Origin of the sequence: Heyndrickxia sporothermodurans, from assembly GCF_003055045.1 — a bacterium.
Taxonomy (GTDB): domain Bacteria; phylum Bacillota; class Bacilli; order Bacillales; family Bacillaceae_C; genus Heyndrickxia; species Heyndrickxia sporothermodurans.
In genome coordinates this window covers 119,186-138,866 of record NZ_NAZB01000007.1, presented here as the reverse complement: position 1 = coordinate 138,866, position 19,681 = coordinate 119,186, and the positions used below count along the sequence as shown (strand labels likewise).

Genomic DNA, 19,681 nt, shown 5'->3' with positions numbered 1-19,681 from the left:
AAACGGGAAAACAGGATATGTAAGCAGTAAGTATTTGGCGGTGAATACAAGGAAACCAAGTTCCGTATCCAAACCAACAACAAATCCACCAAAGAAACCGTCATCAGCAAAAACCGTTACGAAGTATGTTGAAGTAGATGCAGGATCATCGTTGAATATGCGAAATAAAGCGGCAACGAATGGAACTATCATTGCCAAACTAGCAAAAGGTGCAAAAGTTACTGTTTTATCCGAGTCTAACGGTTGGTCAAAAATCCAAGCAAACGGGAAAACAGGGTATGTAAGCAGTAAGTTTTTAACCGATAAAAAAGTTCAATCGAAACCAAAGGAAAAGACACCAGCGAAAACAGTCACGAAATATGTAGATGTCGATACAGACTCTACACTGAATATGCGAAGTAAGGCATCAACAAGTGGATCAATCGTGGCGAAACTAAAAAAAGGCACGAAAGTTACCGTCCAATCCGAATCCAATGGTTGGTCAAAAATTACTGCAAGTGGTAAAACGGGTTATGTAAGCAGCAAGTATTTAACGGATAAAAACACGCAATCCAAACCAACGAAGAACCCACCAAAACAAACGACACCAACGAAAACGGTCACGAAATATGTGGAAGTCGATGCAGGTTCAACGTTGAATATGCGAAATAAGGCATCAACAAGTGGATCAATCGTGGCGAAACTAAAAAAAGGCATAGAAGTTACCGTCCTATCCGAATCTAATGGCTGGTCAAAAATTACTGTTAACGGAAAAACAGGGTATGTAAGCAGCCAATATTTAGTTACATCAAAGCAAACAGAAACTACTACTCCAAAAACAAAATATGTCAACATCGCATCGGTTTCTGGAATAAGCATGTATGCAAGCCCATCAACGAACGCATCCGTTATCGTTAATATTGGTAAAGGGGTAGCTGTTCTTGTCTACTCGGAGTCCAATGGCTGGTCAAAAATTAAAGTATACGATCAAATCGGCTATGTGAAGTCAGAACTTTTATCAGCTACAAAACCAATTTCAAATAATAATGATCAAGGAAATCAAAATGGTGGAGTAGCCACTGGAACAATAATGTATGTAAATGTGGATGCGGGAACGAATTTAAATATGCGTTCATCAGCCTCTACAAATGGCACAATCATTGCCAAATTAACAAGAGGAACAGCTGTCACTTTTCTTTCAGAAAGTAATGGGTGGGCGAAAATCACCGCAAATGGAAAAACAGGTTATGTAAGTGCAAAATTTTTAACTACTAAATTACAGAATGCAAACAAAGATTCGAAAACGACGTACAGTGAGTATAATCTTACTTTAGATGAAATGGTTAAAATTCAAATGGCTGCAAATCCGCAAACAGATAATAAATACCGTACATATATTAGAGAAGATGCTTTGAAATTGAATTCTTCCTCTAAACCAACGGTAGGTGTTGTTCAAGGCAGCGGCTGGAACGTTAGAGGCGGCGCAGGGACGAATTTTTGGAGTGTTGGTCAAGTTTCTAAAGGGACAAGCCTGACGATTCTTTCGTCTAAAAAAGGTTCAGATGGTTATACTTGGTACGAAGTAAAATATAATAAAACATGGGTTAATGCTAGTCCTGACGATATCAAGTATTACTTAGATCCAAGTAATTTTGTTAACGATCCAATTAAATCATTACAATTTATTAATCTATCAAAAACGACCAATGTTCAAGCTGCAGAAGTAAATGATCGAATTCTAGCTGGAAAAGGAATATTGAGTGGAAAAGCTTCTGCATTCATTACAGCAGGAAATACGTATGGAATCAATGAGCTGTATTTAATCTCACATGCCTTGCTTGAAACAGGTAATGGTAAGTCCACACTGGCTAATGGTGTAAAAGTAAACGGAAAAACCGTATACAATATGTATGGAATCGGCGCTTTTGACTCAGACCCAGTTAAAGCAGGTGCAAATTTTGCTTACAATGCAGGCTGGTTCACACCGGAACAAGCCATCATCGGCGGAGCAGAGTTTATCGCTAAAGGCTATATCAATGCTGGACAAAATACATTATATAAAATGAGATGGAATCCGGATGCTGCAAGCTCATCACGTAAGGCAACTCACCAATACGCAACAGACATCGGGTGGGCCGTAAAACAAATCGCCCAAATTCATAATCTATATAGTCTAGTTAGTTCCTATTCACTCATATTTGACATACCAGTTTATCGAATTTTGTAAGGGTCACACAACAATTAGGTCAATTGTCCTAATTGTAGGAAAAAGGTCATATTTGTTTTCGTTTTGTAATGTTGTCATGTAATTAAAAAGAAATGTAATCATTGTGTTCTGTATATGGATAAATGGATATGTTAGGGTATGTACCATACTGTAAAAAACATCAGGAGGTAGCACCCATGAAAAACATATTATTGAAATCCATCGTTGTAGCATGTGTAGCTACAACTGCTTTTATAGGAATACAAAACCGAACTGCTGAAGCATTTACTGGTCAACGAGTAGTGAAATCCGAAAATGTTTGGGATACTGAGCAACAACAAAACAAAGGAAACTTTTCAAATATAAATAAAGGACAAAAGAATAATCAATCTGATGTTCAAATCAAAAAAATGGCACAAATACCTGATAAAACAAAGGTATTAGCCAAAAAGTCGGTTAAACAATTCATGAAAAATCGTGAAAAACATAAAAGTGTATCGATTTCTGCAAATGAGGAAGCTCTATTAGCCCGCTTAGTAGAAGCGGAAGCGAAGGGTGAATCTTACAAAGGAAAAGTAGCAGTTGCGACTGTCGTTTTAAATCGCGTCGATTCACCAAATTTTCCGGACACAGTTACAAGTGTAATAAAACAGGTAGTGGGACATGCTTATGCTTTTTCACCTGTTCAAAATGGTGCAATAAACAAACCCGCATCATCGGAAGCAAAACAAGCAGTAAAACAGGCATTAACTAGAAAAAATCGATTACACGGCTCAGTTTATTTTTATAATCCAAAAATTGCCACAGATAAATGGATTCAATCCCGTAAAGTAGTAACCACAATCGGAAATCATGTATTTCTAAAATAAAATGGACGAGGGGTCTAGCTCCTCGTCCTTTTATTTTGTTGTAAAGGAATACTTGACGGAGTAGGCACAACGCCCTTTCCTTTATCCATCAATCGCTGAAATCCGTAATTCAAAAAGGAAAATGAGAATGAAGTCAAAAAGAGATGAATCGGTTTAAACTTTTTTAGTTTGTAGAGACCAAATTTATCAAACAAAAAATTCAGTGGATATGCTAGCATCATATCCATTAATAAGTTAATTAGTGTATATAACCAAAACTTCCGATAAGTTAAATGAAATATCCATATGTTACCTACAAAAAAAGGACCAAAGATAAATGTAAGTGCATTATTTGCCGACGCTTTGGCTCCCCCTTTCACCTTCCACCATTTATAAGAAGTTCCCAAAACATTTTCAACTAAAAGAATGCATGCCGAAAAAAACGTCACGGGAAGAAATTTAATAAAAGATTTTTTCGGAAGAAAGATTGCCGTAAGCCAAGAAATCACAACAAGGCTTATTCGAATAATTGATACCATCATTTTTATCACTCCGTTAGTTTTCTTTAGTATGGATAAAACAGAAAGCGTTTATTCTTATAGAACAATCGTGTTTCACCAAATAACAACACTTTAAGGAAAAAACTACATTTAATCCCAAATAAGTACCTGACACCAATTATGCAAAACCTGAATAAATATTCCAAAAATGCATAAATGGTGTCAGGCACCTTTTGGGGAAAGGGTCGAAAGTTATCAGAATATAAAATAAATGATCGAAATATTTAAAATATTTACTCTTTAGGTATAAGGTTCTATCATATATAATTTTAAGTATTAAGAAAATTGCTAGGGGGAAATAGGATGAAGAAAAAGACATTGAGAGCTGCTCTCTTTTCACTGGCCATTGGACTGCTTATGCTTGTTTCGGCTTGTGGAAGTACTGAAAAAGTAAATAGTGGAGGAGCGGATTCGAAGGAAAAGCAGAAATTAAGAGTTGTAACAGATGCGGCTTATGCTCCAATGGAATCAATGGATGGGGATAAAATCGTTGGTTTTGATGTAGATATTGTCGATGCGGTTCTAAAAGAGGCCGGCTATGATTATGAGCTTGTCCATGTAGGATGGGACCCGTTATTTGTCGAGCTTAAAAGTAAAAGAGCCGATATTGGAATTTCATCAATCACAATTGATGAAGACCGAAAGCAAACCTATGATTTTTCTTTACCATACTTTGAATCAATTAATAAAATCCTCGTCCCTGAAGATAGTAGCATTCAAAGTGGCGCCGATTTAAAAGGGAAAACTGTTGCAGTGCAAAACGGTACAACTGGCCAAGCGGTGGCGGAAGGGATTCTTGGAAAAAACAACAAGGATATTAAAAAATTTGAAAACAATGTTTTAGCGATTATGGAGCTTTTGAAGGGTGGAGCAGATGCAGTCGTTGCAGATAATGCAGTCGTCGAAGAATATGTAAAAAACAACCCAAATAAAAAACTAAAAGTAATAACCGATTCTTCCTTTCCATCCGAATTTTACGGAATGATGCTCCCTAAAGGCAGCAAAATTAAAGAAGATCTCGATAAGGCGATAAAGAAAATTGTTGAAAATGGAACATATGCAGACATCTATAAGAAAGTATTTGGTTCTGAACCGAATCTTCAAGAACTTGAGAAACAGTATTAAGCTATTTTTTTCAAAAACAGCCACATGAAAAATTGCGTTTAATTACGCAATTTTTCATGTCCAGTAAAGGAGATGTCTCATGGATTTTCGTTTTGATCTAATAGCCGATTATTTACCACTTTTTTTACGAGGTACACTTATAACAATCGAAGTTTCTGTTTTGGGTATATTGTTTGGAACCGTCCTCGGTCTGTTTATCGGTCTCGGAAAAATGACGAAGAATAAATATATTAGACTACCATTTGTTTGGTATATTAACTTTTTCCGTGGCACGCCATTATTTTTACAAATCCTTCTTGTACATTTTGGTGTCATCCCAGCGATTATCAATGATACGAACGCATTTATTGCATTAGTCACTGCCTTATCGTTGAATTCCGCAGCCTATATAGCAGAAATATTCCGCGCTGGCATTCAATCGATTGATCGGGGACAAATGGAGGCCGCACGATCGTTAGGTATGAATCATAAACAAGCGATGCGCAATGTTATTTTACCTCAAGCGTTTAAGCGAATGATCCCTCCACTTGGCAACGAGTTTGTCGTTTTAATTAAAGATTCTTCACTAGGAGCCATCATCGCAGCTCCTGAATTGATGTATTGGGGACGCGCGATGCAAGGGCAATACTATCGTCCATGGGAACCATATCTGACAACTGCACTCATTTACTTAATTTTAACTTTGACCTTATCCTATGTATTGGAATACGTTGAACGGAAGGTGAAAACGGAATGATTGTCGTAAAGAATTTAAAAAAATCCTTTGGTAAAAATGAAGTTCTTAAAGATATAAGTATTAACGTAAAACCGCAGGAAGTCATTGTTGTTATCGGACCATCCGGTTCGGGGAAATCAACCTTTTTAAGATGCCTAAACTTACTTGAGACGATCACCGATGGTAACGTTATCATCGAAGGGGTCGATCTTACTGATAAAAAAACCGATATTAATCTCATTCGAACAGAAGTTGGAATGGTCTTTCAGCAATTCAATTTGTTTCCGCATAAATCAGTGATTGAAAATATTATGATGGCACCGATGAAGGTAAGGAAAAAGAGTAAGGAAGAGGCGAGGCGGAAAGGGATGGAACTCCTTAAAAAAGTTGGTCTCGCTGATAAAGCGGAAAGCTATCCCGACTCTTTGTCCGGAGGTCAAAAACAACGTGTCGCCATTGCCCGTGCTTTAGCGATGGAACCGAAAATTATGTTGTTTGATGAGCCGACATCCGCCCTCGATCCGGAAATGGTTGGTGAAGTATTAGAAGTTATGAAGCAACTTGCGAAGGAAGGGATGACGATGGTTGTCGTCACCCATGAAATGGGATTTGCGCGTGAAGTGGGCGATCGTGTTTTGTTCATGGATGGCGGCTATATCGTTGAGGAGAACATTCCATCCCAATTATTTGATCATCCGCAAAACGAAAGAACAAAAGCATTTTTGAGTAAAGTGTTATGAGAAGACCAAATCGCATGATTTGGTCTTTCTCGGCCACCAACTTGCATGTCGCTGTCGCTTAATCAATACTTTCCATCAAAAGTAAGAATGGCATCAATATAATTCGAATATTTTATATTGTTTTGCTAGTGTATTTGTAATAAAATGTTTAAAGGTTTAACTTTAAGGGGGTTATTATGTGAAATGTCCAAATTGTCAACATGAAAATGAGGGAGGGAATTTTTGCGAAAATTGTGGAACGAGGTTATTAGAGCAAGCAGGAAATGAAGTTGCCGCATCAGCTACACATCCAATTCAAACTCCATCTGAAAAAGCCCAATCCAATCAATATGTTGAAGCAACTAAGAAAATTTCCAAACAATATTTTCAATACTTTATTCAAGTGTTAAAGAAACCGTATGCGAACAGTCACTCCGTCGGTGAGGAACATTTTGTTAATGGAATTATTACAATTATTTTATACAGCCTATTTATACCTTTTATCCTATACTTCGGTGTAAAAATCCTCTTTTCCGGTATCAATCGTTTTGGTTCATTATTTGGTGCTAATATAAATGCAGGTCCGCCATTCGCGGAAACAGTAATTATACCGTTTTTCGGGTATCTTGTACTAACTATTCTAGTCATCACCTTTACCTTTGCCGCCATTAGATTAGGAAAAGTGCAAGTGGGGTACAAGGAAGTATTGGCACGTTTTAGCTCATTTTTAATTCCTTTCGTTGCAATTTTACTTATCGGATTAATTTTTGCAATCATAAAAATAAAATTTTTCCTAGCAATATTTTTATTAGGTTTTTTCGGTTCAATCCTAATGGTTCCCCCATTAGTCATCGCCAGTTATAAAAAAGAAAACCATGAAGGATTAGATGTTATTTTCGGCTCTTTGATTATCTACGTGTTAACCTACCTATCCATTCTAATTATGGGTGATTTACTATTTAATGCACTAAAAGTGGCTTTTAATAGTATGTTTGGTGGTTTTTTATGATTATAGAATTAAGCAAAATAAGCTACCCAAAGGAGGGTAGCTTATTCTTTAAGATGATTTAAGTGTGACAGGCTTTTTATAATCGATACCGTCTGGGTATACGTATCATTCCTTGCAGGATCCTGCAGTAAGTGAGTAGTCATTCTATCGATTAAAAAAAGTGCGCTTAAATCAAGACCGGGGGAGAAAATCCCATTTCTAATCGGATGAATCGTCCATAATACTTCATCGGAAAGTGCTGTTAATGGGGTGTCACCATAAGCTGTGAAAGAGACAATTTTTACACCATTTTCCCTTGCCTTTTCAATTGACATTAATAGGTCCCTTGTTTGCCCTGAACGAGAAAATGTAAGAAGAAGATCGCCTTCCTTTAACAAAGCACTTCTAATCACCATAAGATGTGGGTCAGTAACAGCTTCTGAAGTAAACCCCATCCGGCTTAAGCGATAGTTTAATTCCTGTGAGGCAAGTCCTGAGCTGCCTAGGCCATAAATGAAAATTCGATTTGCCTCTTGTATCATTGTTAAAACACGCATAAAGGATTCTTTTTCTGATAGTGCCCGAATATCTTTAAACATGTCTCGATATTGTTGCTGTAAGGCTTCATCAATATCATCGCTTTTTTCTATATGGGTTTGTTGAGCTAATTTTAATTTTAACTCGACAAAGTTGCGACACGAAACTTTTTTGGCAAATCTAGTAATAGAGGCTACTGAAACACCTGTCTTCGATGCAATCTCCTTAATATGGCTTTGTGAAGCTTCATCAGGTGACGAAAGTAAATAATCCGCAATTTGTCGTTCTTTATCAGAAAAGGAAGAGTACCTTGACTGAATGTCCTTTAATAATGAGGTCACAAAGAGCTCCTTTCTCCTTCGGAAACAGGCTATCCCTTTTGAATCTTTTCAACAAATCGAGCAGTAATTTGTTGTGGTCTAGATATAGCACCGCCAACTACAACTGAATGCGCCCCAAGGTCTAACACCTGTTTAGCCATTTCAGGTGTCATGACATTTCCTTCTGCGATTACAGGAATAGAAACGGATTGAAGGACTTTTTTCAAAAAATAAAACTCATTATCAAATAGTTTACTACCTTTTGTATCATTTGTGTATCCAAAAAGTGTAGTAGAAATACAATCAAAACCGAGTGTTTCGGCATTGACTGCCTCTTTTACTGTTGAGATATCAGCCATTAATTGTACATTTGGCGCTTTTTCTTTGATATAGGATACCAATTCTTCTAATGTTTCACCATTTGGCCGAACACGTAATGTAGCATCGAGTGCGATCATTTCACACTTACTTTCAAGTAATTGATCCGCTTCACGCTTTGTAGCAGTAATAAACACATCACTATTAGGATAATCTTGTTTGACGATTCCAATGACAGGTAGATCGATTTCCTGTTTTATTGCGATAATATCTTCTTTGGAATTGGCACGTATCCCACAAGCGCCGCCTTGTTTAGCAGCTAAAGCCATTTTTGCCATAATAAATGAGCTATGAAGTGGTTCATCTGGAAGCGCTTGACAAGAAGCAACAAGCCCTTTTTTTATGGTTTCTAACATCATTATTCGCCTACCATTTCTTCTATTTCATTTTTTATAATTGTCACATCAGGTCCATAGATTACTTGAATTCCTTTACCTTTTGAGATAACCCCTCTTGCACCTGTTTTCTTCAATAAATCTTCATTTACAACAGTTTCATTTTTGACCGTTACACGTAATCGAGTAGCACAGCAATCAACATTATCTAAGTTTTCTAGTCCGCCCAATGCATCAACAATGACTTGAGCACGTTCACTTTTACTATTAATTGATACTGCCGCTTCTCCCTCTTCTTCACGACCAGGTGTTTTAAAATTGAACTTTTTAATAAGGAAGCTGAAGGAAAAGAAGTATAGGAAGAACCAAATGATTCCTACGATAGGGACAAGTACCCAATTTGTTTTTGCATTACCTTGTAAAATACCAAATAAAATAAAATCAATAAAACCGCCGGAAAATGTTTGACCAATCGTAATATGAAGAATATGAGCCATCATAAACGCTAAGCCATCGAAAAAGGCATGTAAAACATATAGCACTGGTGCAACAAACAAGAATGAAAATTCAAGTGGCTCTGTTATTCCAGTTAAGAAAGAAGTTAAGGCAGCTGATCCCATTAACCCTGCCACAATTTTTTTATTTTGAGGCTTCGCTGTTCGGTAAATTGCATAAGCTGCACCTAGTAATCCGAACATCATCGTGATAAAACGACCAGACATGAAACGAGAAGTTCCAACATAGAATTCTTTTGTATCTGGATCTGCAAGCTGAGCAAAGAAAATTCGTTGTGTCCCTTCAACTAAATGACCATCCACGACAAGTGAACCGCCAAGGCTTGTTGTCCAAAAAGGCATATAAAAAATATGATGAAGTCCAAAAGGTCCAAGTAAACGGAGGACAAAGCCGTATATGAAGGTTCCTATATAACCAGTTGCTTCAACTAAACCACCCATTTTGAAAATTCCACTTTGAATAAACGGCCATACAATAAACATAACAACACCGAGAATAATTGCAGCAAAAGATGAAATAATCGGTACAAAACGTGAACCACTAAAGAAACCTAGGAATGGTGGTAATTGAGTTTTGTTGTAGCGATTGTGCAGCCATGACGCTAAAATTCCAACAACTACCCCGCCGAACACACCTGTTTCTAATGATTGAATCCCAAGTACCATGCCTTGCCCGGCGGCAGCGGGATTGTCTACATTCATTTTTCCCGTAATTGTAAGTAGGGCGGACATCGTCGCATTCATAACTAAAAATGCTAGAACTCCAGCTAAACCGGCAGTTCCTTTATCCGACTTCGCTAATCCGACAGCAAGACCTACTGCAAACAGTAATGCAAGATTAGCAAAGACAATATTGCCCGCACTCGACATAATCGTGAAAATGCCCTGTAACCATGATACATCCAAAAAAGGATAGGCTTTGATCGTATTAGGATTTGATAATGCACCACCAATACCTAAAAGAAGACCTGCTGCAGGTAAAACAGCTATCGGCAACATGAACGATTTTCCGAATTGCTGTGCTTTTTCGAAGAAACTATTCATCATTATACCCCCAAACGTGAAAATTATTTACAAGTTTAGTATAAAGTATTACAATAAAAAAAATCAACAAAAAAATAAGCGTTTTCATTACTTGTTAAAAGTAACCGAAAAAACGTTATCATTTGGAATGAAGTATTTAAGTATGTTACGTTTTTTCTATGTTAAAAAAGGAAGGAGAAATGATAAATGTTTAAATCATTATTTAAAAAAGAAAATAAGTCCATTACAATAACTGCCCCATTTAATGGGAAGGCAGTTTCAATAGAAGAGGTACCAGACCAAGTTTTTTCTGAAAAAATGATGGGGGACGGCATGGCAATTATCCCAAGCGATGGTTCGTTAGTCTCTCCAATCGATGGTGAAGTGGTGGATGTATTTCCAACAAAGCATGCGATTACTCTCCGCTCAAAAGAAGGCGCCGAAATATTAATACACATGGGACTGGAAACAGTAAACCTTAAAGGTGAGGGTTTTGATATTGGGATTACGGGGGGAGATAAGATCAGAAAAGGAGATTCCCTTGCAAAATTTGATATCGAAAAAGTTAAAGAGTTAGGGTATCAAGTGATTACACCGATCGTTCTATTAAATGGTGACGACTTTGACATTCAACAACGAATGTCAAATGAAAAAACTGTTAATCACAAAGATGTAATTATGGAGATTAGGAAAAAAGCTTAACGTCGCAAGCCTATGCATCGTGTGATTTGCTTGCTCACCGTATAAAAGATATAGTGGTAGGTGAGTGAACGGGAGAAAGGAAGAGTGAATTGACTGAAAGGATACAGAACCGTGATATTCGTCTAATTGCTTTAGATATGGATGGAACATTATTGAACAGTAAAGAGGAAATTTCTGAAGAAAATAAGCGGGTGATTGCCCGAGCGAAAGAAAATGGAATTCATATTGTATTAAGTACCGGTCGTAATTTTGCAACCGTCCACGAGTTTGCCGAGGATTTAGAGCTAAATTCCTTTTTAGTCACTGTAAATGGCGGTGAAATTTGGGATTCATCAGGCAAATTATTGGAGCGGAATTTGTTGCAGGTGGAACAAATCAAAATGATGTGGGATTTGAAAAATCTTCACAACACGAAGTTCTGGGCTATTACTGTTGACAAAGTCTATCGAGATGAGTTTCCGGACGAAAACACCTTTGCGGATTATGAATGGTTAAAGTTTGGCTTCGATGTAGAAGATGACCACGCAAGAAAAATCATCATGGAAGAATTAGAAAAAAACAAGCTACAAGTAACAAACTCTAGCCCGACCAATCTGGAAGTAAACCCATACGGAATCAGCAAAGCAAAAGCACTTGAAAAAGTTTGCGAACGAATCGGAATCACAATGGAAAATGTTATGGCAATGGGCGACAGTATGAACGACATCGCTATGATAACAACTGCAGGAATAGGCGTAGCAATGGGAAATGCGCAAGCTATCGTAAAGGAAGCCGCGGATTGGATAACAGATACGAATGATAATGATGGAGTGGCAAAGGCTATTCAGCGGTGGGTTCTATAGTGGGATAGTTAATTTATTCTAAGTCAATTGGCTCCTTTAGAAAAAGGAGCCAATTGAAAATTTAAAACGTAGTCATTTCATTTAAATTCTTTATTATCTAACACTATTACTTTATCCTTCTGTTGTTTACCGGATTGTTTTGTATGTTCGACCAAGCGAATAATATCCTTCGTGCAAATTTTTGCCCCTGCTACTAACAACGGTACACCTAAGAAATCAATTTTTAAACCTCTAGAAAGAAATCCTCCGATCGACATTGGAAAGGGAACGGTAGGAGAGGTATTTGAAAAAATGATCTTTTCTTCTTCGCCATATCTTTTTTGTAAGAGAAGACCAAGTTCTTTCATTGCAGGAACAACAAATTTTTGATTCTTCCTGCCTATTGTATACACTGGATTTTCGTCTTCATCTGTTCCGTGAAAAATCAATTTGCCAAAATCAGAAGAAGTTAATTTATTGAAGTAGGGAATCGCTAGTATTTCTTCCTTTGTCAGTTCACGATCTGTTGGCAGCTTTTTTAAATGAAAGGCTGCTGCCATAGACGTCGTATGGGTTCCGCCGTAATCGTTATATATATATATCACCATATCAACCTTCTTTATTATTTCTGTTAGCAGTTACTATTCCCACTAAAATTTATTTCATTCTTAAACAACGATAGTTAACGAAAACTTTTCACTCGCTTTCAATATTACATTCTTTATTCATGATAATTTGCAGTAAAGTTAATAATAATGACATGAAGGAGAAGTTGTCACTTCGTCTAGTTTTGTTGAAAAGTTGGTATTAACTCAACACCTCAAAAAAATTATACACAGTGTTTCTGTAGTTATCCACGAGAATTGGTGGATAATTCACAATTTATCCACAGTATTATCCACTACTTCATCTCTTTGATCGTGATCATTTAAATAACCATTTTCCTTCGTCGCAAAATTGACGGAAAGAAGACTCATTTCCGGCTCTATACCATACATTTTTTTTATTAATGCATCTTCTTGTTTATCATGTTCAAATGGGTTTTTAGCCATTTTTCTTTCCACTCCCTTGATATAGCTTGTAATTTAGAATTTACAAATCGATAACTTTTATCCACAGAAAAGTATGTATAGAAATTGAATTTTAACTAAAAAAGGTTAATACTGTATATAGGTTACTTCTATCAATGGAAAGCGGGGATACTTATGGAAATCCGAACACTTACACCTAAGGAATTGGATAGTCGATTAAAAGGAAATAAAGATGTTTTCGTTTTAGATGTTCGATCCGAAGACAAATTTAATGAATATCATCTTAAACATTCGATGAATATTCCTAAAACGACCATTTTTGAAATGGAAGATGCGGAAAATGTTAAAGACATCACACTTCCTAAGGATAAGGAAATCATTATTGCCTGTACGACTGGAAATTCTGCAGCAAAATGTGCAAACATTTTAGCGAAGAAAAATTTTAACGTTACTGTTTTAGAAGGCGGTCTAACCGCATGGAAAGAGTATTCGAAATCGAAATGAAAAGGGTGGGGCGATCGTAAATATGGCCTCTACACGTGCATTTATGTCCGAATCAAATTCCGAAGGCTATGCTGCTTCAAAAGGTGGAATCATTGCCCTTACACATGCAATGGCCATTTCCTTAGGTCAGTTAGGCATTCGCGTAAATTCGATTACTCCGGGCAGGATTGAAACAAAAGACTACGAAAGTTTAAGTTTTTCTGATCATGCACAACAACCCGCCAATCGCGTCGGAAAGCCAGTTGATATTGCAAAAGCATGTTTTTATTTAACTGATTTTGAAAACGATTTTGTCACTGGCCAAAATATTGTTGTCGATGGGGGAATGACGAAAAAAATGATGTATGAAGTGTGAAGAACAATAAAAAGGACAGTATTGGAAAAATAGTACCCGGACCTAGTTCAGGTACTATTTTTTTTCATTTGGTGACGTAGTTTGTTGATGTTTCGGATCATATGCGCGGTTTCCTCTAAGATGTAGATGACAGGGATTTGAGTGGTGATGTTAGCTTCTCCTAGGTGAACTTCTGTAACGTAATAGGAGATATTAATATCAGACATTTTTGCTAATGTACAGTTTTTGCTGTTCGTAATGCTTATGATTTTACTTCCTTCTTCCTTTAATAGATTGGCAAGTCTTAACGTATAATCGGTTTCGCCGGAAACCGATAAGATGATTGCCGCACTATCGTTTAGGTCTTTACTATTAATAGGGTAGAAAGGATCTTTAATAAAAGAAGAGAATTTGCCTAAACTTGAGAAATATCTGGCACCAAATTCCGCTAGAATTCCAGAGCTTCCTGTTCCCACAAAAATGACTTTTTCAGCATGGGCAACTAGTTCCGCCGTTTCTTGTATATATGATTCGAAATTCCCTTTCATCGTGCGTTCCACAAATTCTGAAAGATAATGTTTCGTTGATTTTAAGTTGGCTTCCTCATTTCGATCCAAATGAAGCTTTAGTTTTACCTTAAATTCAGAGAATCCTTCACAATTTAGTTTTCGACAAAAACGCAAAATGGTTGATGTTGAGACATGGGTTTGATCAGCTAGCTCACGGATCCTCATGTAAATCACTTTGTCACTATGTTTTGTGATGTAATTATATAGTGAAATTTCTAAATCATTAAATGATGAAATCACCTCATTTGTAAACAATCCTCACACACCACCTTATATTAATAAACTTAAAATTTAGACAACTATTAAAGTAGTTAAATCATATCACGAATCATTCAACAAAAAAACAAGATGTTTCAAAAATGTAACAAGTTCCTTTTAGCGGAAAAACGGACTAAATGCTTATTTTTGCTTACAGAAAAAATGAAAGCGGGTACAATTCAATTAAAGAGGAGGGAGCGTGGGATCAAGACGGAGAAAAATTATTTTTGGTATAAAAAGACATTGAAACAAGTGGGAAGAGGACTATCCACTAACATCTTACAGGGGGGTTACCATGTGAAAAAGCTTTTATTAGTTTGTGCAGCAGGAATGTCTACGAGTTTACTAGTTAATAAGATGAAAGATGCAGCAAAAGAAAAAGGTTTGGAGCTTGAAATCTTTGCATTGCCTGTATCTGAGTGTGAAAGTGTGGCGAGTGAAGTGGATGTTGTTTTATTAGGACCACAAGTTCGCTATCAAAAGCCACAAGTTGATGCGATCATTGAAGGCAGGGTACCAGTTGAAGTAATTGACATGAGGGATTACGGGACAATGAATGGAAAGGCGGTTCTTGAGAAAGCGTTAAATCTTATTAGGTAAGATTACTTTGGCTTACACACAAAGGGGAGCACGGTGTAAATTGATTAACCATTTTACTATTTAGGGGGAATTTTTTATGGGGTTTATGGCTACTTTTGAAAAGGTCGCCGAAAAGGCACTTGTTCCTATCGCGACAAAATTAAATTCACAAAGGCATATTATAGCTATCCGTGATGCTTTCATATTGGCATTTCCAATTACATTGGCGGGATCATTAATTGTTCTTTTAAACTTTGCTATTTTGGCACCAGATGGTTTTATTGCAAAAATTTTATTTTTGCATAAATTATTTCCGAATTTGGCAGATCTTCAGTCAGTCTTTTCACCAGTACTAAATGGGTCTACGAATATTTTATCAATGTTTATCGTGTTTCTAGTGGCGAGGAATATGGCTATATCCTTGAAGGCCGATGAATTATTATGTGGTTTAACTGGATTATCTACATTTTTTATTATCTATCCACCATATAAAGTGGTAGATGGCGCAAGCTTTTTATCGACACAATGGGTAGGTGCACAAGGACTATTTGTTGCTCTAATCGTAGGATTGGTTGTTGGTGAATTATTCAGTCGACTATCCAGGTCTAAAAAATTGCAAATTAATATGCCTGCATCAGTTCCACCGGCAGTATCACGTTCGTTTAAAGTGTTATTCCCAATTATTATTATTACTGTTCTATTTGCAATTGGAAACGCTATCATAAATGCATTATATCCAAATGGGTTACACGAATTTATTTATGCGGTACTTCAGACCCCTTTAAAACATTTGGGAACAAATATCTTCTCACTTGTTGTATTATGTATTGTTTCCAATCTATTATGGGTCTTTGGTATTCATGGACCAAACACGGTTGCGGCCATTCGTGAAGCGATGTTTGCGGAAGCAAACTTAGAAAACTTGAATTATGTTGCGGCACACGGTACCGCATGGGATGCTCCATATCCTGTTACTTGGGCTATCAACGATGCTTTCGCTAACTATGGTGGTTCGGGTATGACACTAGGATTATTAATTGCGATATTCATTGTATCTAGGCGGAAGGATTATCGAGAGATTGGTAAATTATCCATAGCTCCCGGACTTTTTAACATTAATGAGCCCGTTATCTTTGGTCTTCCCGTTGTATTAAATCCAATTTTGATTTTACCATTTATTATCGTTCCAGCGGTTAATGTCATTATTGGTTATTTAGCAATATCAACGGGCTTAATCCCTGCCATTGCCTACGCTGTACCATGGACGACACCGGGACCATTAATTGCGTTTCTCGGTACTGGAGGTAACTGGGTAGCTTTAATTATTGGATTTGTCTGTCTAGCGGTGTCAACAATTATTTACTTACCGTTCGTCATTGCCTCTAACAAAGCAGCTAGCAGCGGTTATAACAGCAGTTCAGAATCGGAAAAAACAGCGTAAGGAAAGAAAATGATGATGAATGAAATATACGTTGAAATTTCATGTGGTCAAATTAAATTTATTAGAGAGTTTTTTAAAGAATACGAGGATGAAAGTGTTTCAGTTAAATTAACTAAGTCAGAAAAAATTAAATCCGTTTTTCTAGTAACAACTAACTTATCATCAGATGATACAGTTAGACATTTGAAAAATGTTTTTAAAGAAACACCTCATGGTACAGCATTGCACTATGCTATGCGAGTGTTAGAGTAGTGTATTAAACAAATCTTATATAAGTATTTTTTCTAAGAAGAAACGAGGTGTTGCTTTTGAAACAATATATTTCTTTCGATATCGGTGGCACAGATACTAAATTTGCAGTTTTAGATGAAAATGGAGCTTTCCTTCAAAAAGGAAAGTTCCCAACAAATCGATATTCCGGCCAATCAATTTTAAATCATTTAATAGAGGTTACAAAGGAGCAAAATGATCTAACTGGGGTGGCATTAAGTGTTCCCGGCTTCGTCAATGTTGAAAATGGATATATTGAAGTAGGGGGAGCCATTTCCGATTTTAATAAATTCAATATAAAGGATTATTTAGAGGCGGAATTACAATTGCCTGTTAGTGTAGAAAATGATGTGAATTGTGTTGCCTTAGCTGAAAAGTGGAAGGGGAATGCACAGCATGAAACGGATTTTTTATGTATGACAATTGGTACGGGGATAGGCGGCGCTTGTTACTTGAATAATCAATTATACCGCGGATCATCTTATATGGCTGGGGAATTTGGTTATATGATAACTAATGGTTTGCAAAATAATACTGTAGGAAGATGCACATTAAGCAGTACTGGCGGGTTGTGGGGATTGCGGGAACGATTTGCCCATTATAAAGGAGTTGCTGTCGAAGAGGTGTCAGGATTAGATGTTTTTGAGGCATATGAGAAGGGAGACCCCCATGCATTGCATGAGGTGAACCAGTTTTATGATAGCCTTTCTATTGCGATTTACAATCTATTTTTTCTCTTTAATCCGAATAAGATTCTCCTAGGCGGAGCCATTAGCCAAAGGGATGATTTAATAAATGAACTAACATGGCGCATCCAGCGGCTCCCTTCATATCGGGGAGAGGTACCAATTGAATGTTGCTTTTTAAAGAATGATGCAGGTGTACTCGGTGCTTTATATCACCATTTTGAAATGTACCAATCATTAACAGAATAGGTGCTTTATTCGCGATATTTGTAGTTTTTGGTTAAAACACAAAGATTGGAGCGGAAGCTGCGAAGAGGCTCCCGAACCTCTCGCGGAAAGCGAGAATCTGGAGCAGAACTTAACAGTCAAGGATATAGCTCCTATTTGAAAGATTTCCATTTTAATAGATAGAAAGGGGGAATAAATGGATGGAAGGAATGGAGTTAGTTGCTTTTAATATTATTAGTAATGCGGGAACAGCAAAAAGTTTAGTGATGGAAGCATTGTATGCTGCAAGAGAAGGTCGATATGAAGAAGCTGAGGACAAGTTGAAAGAATCCCGCCAGTATTTAACGGAGGGGCATAAAGCACATCACCAGCTCATTCAAGAAGAAGCATCAGGGAATAACTTTACTTTTTCGCTACTTATCATGCACGCGGAGGATCAAATGATGAGTGTCGAAACAATAAATGATTTAGTAAAAGAAATGATTCGAATGTATAAAGATATTCATTATTTGAAAGGTGAAATTAGCAAAAATTCAGTAGTGAAATAATTAACTATCACATTTAAAATTCAAACCTTTCATAATCTAGAGGAGGTAAACATGACTAAAGGGATAAAAATTGTAACGATTGGTGGAGGATCTAGTTATACTCCGGAGTTAATTGAGGGTTTTATTAAAAGATATGATGAGCTTCCGGTTCAAGAGCTCTGGCTAGTAGATATTGAGGAAGGAAAGGAAAAGCTGGAGATAATCGGAAACTTGGCTAAGCGTATGGTTCAAAAAGCGAGAATTCCGATTGATATCCATTTAACACTCGATCGGAGAGAGGCGTTAAAAGATGCCGATTTCGTAACGACACAATTCCGTGTTGGCTCATTGGACGCTCGTGCAAAGGATGAACGCATTCCACTAAAATACAATGTCATTGGGCAGGAAACAAATGGTCCAGGTGGATTATTTAAAGGGCTTCGAACAATTCCAGTCATTTTAGATATATGCAAAGATATTGAAGAGTTATGTCCCGACGCATGGCTTGTGAATTTTACAAATCCTGCAGGTATGGTGACAGAGGCGGTACTTCGTTACAGTAATATTAAGAAAGTTGTAGGCTTGTGTAATGTTCCAATCGGAATGAGAATGGGAATTGCAAAAGCATTAGAAGTCGATCCAAGTCGAATTCATGTTGATTTTGCAGGTTTGAACCATATGGTTTTTGGTTTAAATGTTTATTTAGATGGTGTGAGTATACTAGATTCTGTCATTGATAGCATGACTGATCCGAAGAATGAAATGACAATGAAAAATATATCCGGGTTAGCATGGGAGCCTGATTTTATCCGAGCATTAGGGGTTATACCATGTGGCTATCATCGTTATTATTATAAAACCGGTGATATGCTGACGGAGGAGCTTGAAGCGGCAGAAACTGTTGGTACGAGAGCAGAAGTCGTTCAAAAGTTAGAAAAGGATCTATTCGAATTATATAAAAATCCTGAATTAGATATGAAGCCTCCACAATTAGAAAAACGCGGTGGTGCTTATTATAGTGATGCAGCATGCAGCCTTATTAATTCAATCTATAATGACAAACGCGATATTCAGCCAGTAAATACAAGAAATAATGGAGCGATTGCAAGTATTCCAGCTGATTCGGCTGTTGAGGTGAACTGTGTCATCACAAAAGATGGTCCTAGACCGATTTCAGTTGGGGATATTCCAGTTGCCGCAAGAGGTCTTGTCCAGCAAATTAAATCGTTCGAACGTGTTGCGGCAGAGGCTGCGGTGACGGGAGATTACAAAACGGCTTTATTAGCAATGACAATAAATCCACTTGTCCCATCTGACAAAATAGCCAAACAAATACTAGACGAAATGCTAGAAGCACATAAACAACACCTGCCACAATTCACACAAGCAATAAAAGCATAAATCATAAAAAGTGTCAGGCACCGCTCATGGACAAACAACTATGTTTTCCACGGTGCCTGACACTTTGTGTAGTTGTTCACAT

Annotated in this window: 22 protein-coding genes and 1 pseudogene; 16 read left to right on the top strand and 7 right to left on the bottom strand. The window is 37.1% G+C overall.

Translation table 11 applies throughout. The features are described 5' to 3' along the window. Together B5V89_RS01700 and B5V89_RS01695 are read left to right on the top strand one after the other, a co-directional pair. Positions 1 to 2,206: SH3 domain-containing protein (locus tag B5V89_RS01700; RefSeq protein WP_142406507.1), on the top strand; the 2,206-nt coding region annotated here is incomplete at its 5' end. 176 nt (positions 2,207 to 2,382) lie between these two features. After that, entirely contained in the window at positions 2,383 to 3,054 is a 672-nt protein-coding gene (locus tag B5V89_RS01695; protein WP_107920957.1) for a cell wall hydrolase, read from the top strand. 14 nt (positions 3,055 to 3,068) lie between these two features. Here the strand turns inward: B5V89_RS01695 and B5V89_RS01690 are convergent, their stop codons facing one another. After that, positions 3,069 to 3,575, bottom strand: a complete 507-nt coding sequence (locus B5V89_RS01690; protein WP_084347491.1) for a hypothetical protein — start codon at positions 3,573 to 3,575, stop codon at positions 3,069 to 3,071. Between the two features lie 321 nt (positions 3,576 to 3,896). On the opposite strand from B5V89_RS01690, the gene B5V89_RS01685 reads away from it, so the two are divergent. The 4 genes from B5V89_RS01685 to B5V89_RS01670 all read left to right on the top strand — a co-directional run bounded on the left by B5V89_RS01685 (position 3,897) and on the right by B5V89_RS01670 (position 7,161). After that, positions 3,897 to 4,718: a basic amino acid ABC transporter substrate-binding protein gene (locus B5V89_RS01685; RefSeq protein WP_108070235.1), complete on the top strand. Its 822-nt coding sequence runs from the start codon at positions 3,897 to 3,899 to the stop codon at positions 4,716 to 4,718. 79 nt (positions 4,719 to 4,797) lie between these two features. After that, positions 4,798 to 5,454 carry an amino acid ABC transporter permease gene (locus B5V89_RS01680; RefSeq protein ID WP_108070233.1) on the top strand — a complete coding sequence of 219 codons (657 nt, stop codon included), beginning with the start codon at positions 4,798 to 4,800 and terminating at the stop codon, positions 5,452 to 5,454. Further along, positions 5,451 to 6,173 (top strand): amino acid ABC transporter ATP-binding protein, encoded by a 723-nt coding sequence (locus B5V89_RS01675; protein WP_108070231.1) that lies wholly within the window; start codon positions 5,451 to 5,453, stop codon positions 6,171 to 6,173. Before B5V89_RS01680 ends, B5V89_RS01675 begins: the two co-directional genes overlap by 4 nt. A gap of 178 nt (positions 6,174 to 6,351) precedes the next feature. After that, complete coding sequence (locus B5V89_RS01670; RefSeq protein ID WP_108070229.1) at positions 6,352 to 7,161, top strand: zinc ribbon domain-containing protein; 810 nt, start codon at positions 6,352 to 6,354, stop codon at positions 7,159 to 7,161. A 41-nt stretch (positions 7,162 to 7,202) separates the two neighbouring features. On the opposite strand, the gene B5V89_RS01665 is transcribed toward B5V89_RS01670, so the two are convergent. Genes B5V89_RS01665 through ptsG form a run of 3 tightly spaced genes read right to left on the bottom strand, consistent with a single transcriptional unit; the run spans position 7,203 to position 10,269 of the window. Beyond that, positions 7,203 to 8,018, bottom strand: coding sequence for a MurR/RpiR family transcriptional regulator (locus B5V89_RS01665; protein ID WP_108070227.1), 816 nt, complete (start codon positions 8,016 to 8,018; stop codon positions 7,203 to 7,205). Positions 8,019 to 8,047: 29 nt separating this feature from the next. Beyond that, entirely contained in the window at positions 8,048 to 8,731 is a 684-nt protein-coding gene (locus B5V89_RS01660) for an N-acetylmannosamine-6-phosphate 2-epimerase (RefSeq protein WP_108070243.1), read from the bottom strand. A gap of 2 nt (positions 8,732 to 8,733) precedes the next feature. Then, a complete protein-coding gene (gene ptsG, locus B5V89_RS01655; RefSeq protein ID WP_108070225.1) occupies positions 8,734 to 10,269 on the bottom strand; it encodes a glucose-specific PTS transporter subunit IIBC in 1,536 nt (511 codons plus the stop codon). Positions 10,270 to 10,455: 186 nt separating this feature from the next. On the opposite strand from ptsG, the gene B5V89_RS01650 reads away from it, so the two are divergent. Then, on the top strand, positions 10,456 to 10,950 hold the full coding sequence (locus B5V89_RS01650) for a PTS sugar transporter subunit IIA (protein WP_066228903.1): 495 nt from the start codon (positions 10,456 to 10,458) through the stop codon (positions 10,948 to 10,950). Between the two features lie 89 nt (positions 10,951 to 11,039). Beyond that, positions 11,040 to 11,792: a Cof-type HAD-IIB family hydrolase gene (locus B5V89_RS01645; protein WP_108070223.1), complete on the top strand. Its 753-nt coding sequence runs from the start codon at positions 11,040 to 11,042 to the stop codon at positions 11,790 to 11,792. Positions 11,793 to 11,869: 77 nt separating this feature from the next. Here B5V89_RS01645 and B5V89_RS01640 read toward each other — a convergent pair whose 3' ends face one another. Beyond that, on the bottom strand, positions 11,870 to 12,376 hold the full coding sequence (locus tag B5V89_RS01640; RefSeq protein WP_108070241.1) for a DUF3189 family protein: 507 nt from the start codon (positions 12,374 to 12,376) through the stop codon (positions 11,870 to 11,872). Between the two features lie 270 nt (positions 12,377 to 12,646). After that, positions 12,647 to 12,823, bottom strand: coding sequence for a hypothetical protein (locus B5V89_RS19995; protein WP_181294587.1), 177 nt, complete (start codon positions 12,821 to 12,823; stop codon positions 12,647 to 12,649). Between the two features lie 153 nt (positions 12,824 to 12,976). Between B5V89_RS19995 and B5V89_RS01635 the strand changes: the two genes are divergently transcribed. Together B5V89_RS01635 and B5V89_RS01630 are read left to right on the top strand one after the other, a co-directional pair. Further along, positions 12,977 to 13,306: a rhodanese-like domain-containing protein gene (locus B5V89_RS01635; protein WP_066228908.1), complete on the top strand. Its 330-nt coding sequence runs from the start codon at positions 12,977 to 12,979 to the stop codon at positions 13,304 to 13,306. Next, positions 13,299 to 13,661, top strand: a pseudogene (locus B5V89_RS01630) (SDR family oxidoreductase); the annotation flags it as partial. The gene B5V89_RS01635 and the pseudogene B5V89_RS01630, both read left to right, overlap by 8 nt. A 47-nt stretch (positions 13,662 to 13,708) precedes the next feature. On the opposite strand, the gene B5V89_RS01625 reads toward B5V89_RS01630, so the two are convergent. Then, positions 13,709 to 14,464: a MurR/RpiR family transcriptional regulator gene (locus tag B5V89_RS01625; RefSeq protein ID WP_108070219.1), complete on the bottom strand. Its 756-nt coding sequence runs from the start codon at positions 14,462 to 14,464 to the stop codon at positions 13,709 to 13,711. Between the two features lie 300 nt (positions 14,465 to 14,764). Here B5V89_RS01625 and B5V89_RS01620 point away from each other — a divergent pair, with 300 nt between their 5' ends. From B5V89_RS01620 to B5V89_RS01595, 6 genes are all read left to right on the top strand, one after another. Then, entirely contained in the window at positions 14,765 to 15,067 is a 303-nt protein-coding gene (locus tag B5V89_RS01620; protein WP_066228914.1) for a PTS sugar transporter subunit IIB, read from the top strand. Positions 15,068 to 15,143: 76 nt separating this feature from the next. After that, the gene (locus B5V89_RS01615) at positions 15,144 to 16,487 is read left to right on the top strand and encodes a PTS sugar transporter subunit IIC (protein ID WP_066228918.1); all 1,344 of its coding nucleotides are present in this window, start codon (positions 15,144 to 15,146) and stop codon (positions 16,485 to 16,487) included. A gap of 12 nt (positions 16,488 to 16,499) precedes the next feature. Then, the gene (locus B5V89_RS01610) at positions 16,500 to 16,739 is read left to right on the top strand and encodes a hypothetical protein (RefSeq protein WP_084347495.1); all 240 of its coding nucleotides are present in this window, start codon (positions 16,500 to 16,502) and stop codon (positions 16,737 to 16,739) included. 56 nt (positions 16,740 to 16,795) lie between these two features. Further along, entirely contained in the window at positions 16,796 to 17,692 is an 897-nt protein-coding gene (locus B5V89_RS01605) for an ROK family protein (protein ID WP_181294586.1), read from the top strand. A 179-nt stretch (positions 17,693 to 17,871) separates the two neighbouring features. Further along, positions 17,872 to 18,219, top strand: coding sequence for a PTS sugar transporter subunit IIA (locus B5V89_RS01600; protein WP_066228924.1), 348 nt, complete (start codon positions 17,872 to 17,874; stop codon positions 18,217 to 18,219). Between the two features lie 51 nt (positions 18,220 to 18,270). Beyond that, a complete protein-coding gene (locus B5V89_RS01595; RefSeq protein ID WP_108070216.1) occupies positions 18,271 to 19,599 on the top strand; it encodes a 6-phospho-beta-glucosidase in 1,329 nt (442 codons plus the stop codon). The last annotated feature ends 82 nt before the right edge of the window (positions 19,600 to 19,681 follow it).

What these genes read in the sequence shown, in the direction of transcription:
- B5V89_RS19995 (WP_181294587.1), bottom strand. Translation starts at nt 12,823, where the DNA reads ATGGCTAAAAACCCATTTGAACATGATAAACAAGAAGATGCATTAATA.
- B5V89_RS01600 (WP_066228924.1), top strand. Translation starts at nt 17,872, where the DNA reads ATGGAAGGAATGGAGTTAGTTGCTTTTAATATTATTAGTAATGCGGGA.
- B5V89_RS01650 (WP_066228903.1), top strand. Translation starts at nt 10,456, where the DNA reads ATGTTTAAATCATTATTTAAAAAAGAAAATAAGTCCATTACAATAACT.
- B5V89_RS01675 (WP_108070231.1), top strand. Translation starts at nt 5,451, where the DNA reads ATGATTGTCGTAAAGAATTTAAAAAAATCCTTTGGTAAAAATGAAGTT.
- B5V89_RS01685 (WP_108070235.1), top strand. Translation starts at nt 3,897, where the DNA reads ATGAAGAAAAAGACATTGAGAGCTGCTCTCTTTTCACTGGCCATTGGA.
- B5V89_RS01695 (WP_107920957.1), top strand. Translation starts at nt 2,383, where the DNA reads ATGAAAAACATATTATTGAAATCCATCGTTGTAGCATGTGTAGCTACA.
- B5V89_RS01690 (WP_084347491.1), bottom strand. Translation starts at nt 3,575, where the DNA reads ATGATGGTATCAATTATTCGAATAAGCCTTGTTGTGATTTCTTGGCTT.
- B5V89_RS01610 (WP_084347495.1), top strand. Translation starts at nt 16,500, where the DNA reads ATGATGAATGAAATATACGTTGAAATTTCATGTGGTCAAATTAAATTT.
- ptsG (WP_108070225.1), bottom strand. Translation starts at nt 10,269, where the DNA reads ATGAATAGTTTCTTCGAAAAAGCACAGCAATTCGGAAAATCGTTCATG.
- B5V89_RS01595 (WP_108070216.1), top strand. Translation starts at nt 18,271, where the DNA reads ATGACTAAAGGGATAAAAATTGTAACGATTGGTGGAGGATCTAGTTAT.
- B5V89_RS01635 (WP_066228908.1), top strand. Translation starts at nt 12,977, where the DNA reads ATGGAAATCCGAACACTTACACCTAAGGAATTGGATAGTCGATTAAAA.
- B5V89_RS01660 (WP_108070243.1), bottom strand. Translation starts at nt 8,731, where the DNA reads ATGTTAGAAACCATAAAAAAAGGGCTTGTTGCTTCTTGTCAAGCGCTT.
- B5V89_RS01615 (WP_066228918.1), top strand. Translation starts at nt 15,144, where the DNA reads ATGGGGTTTATGGCTACTTTTGAAAAGGTCGCCGAAAAGGCACTTGTT.
- B5V89_RS01680 (WP_108070233.1), top strand. Translation starts at nt 4,798, where the DNA reads ATGGATTTTCGTTTTGATCTAATAGCCGATTATTTACCACTTTTTTTA.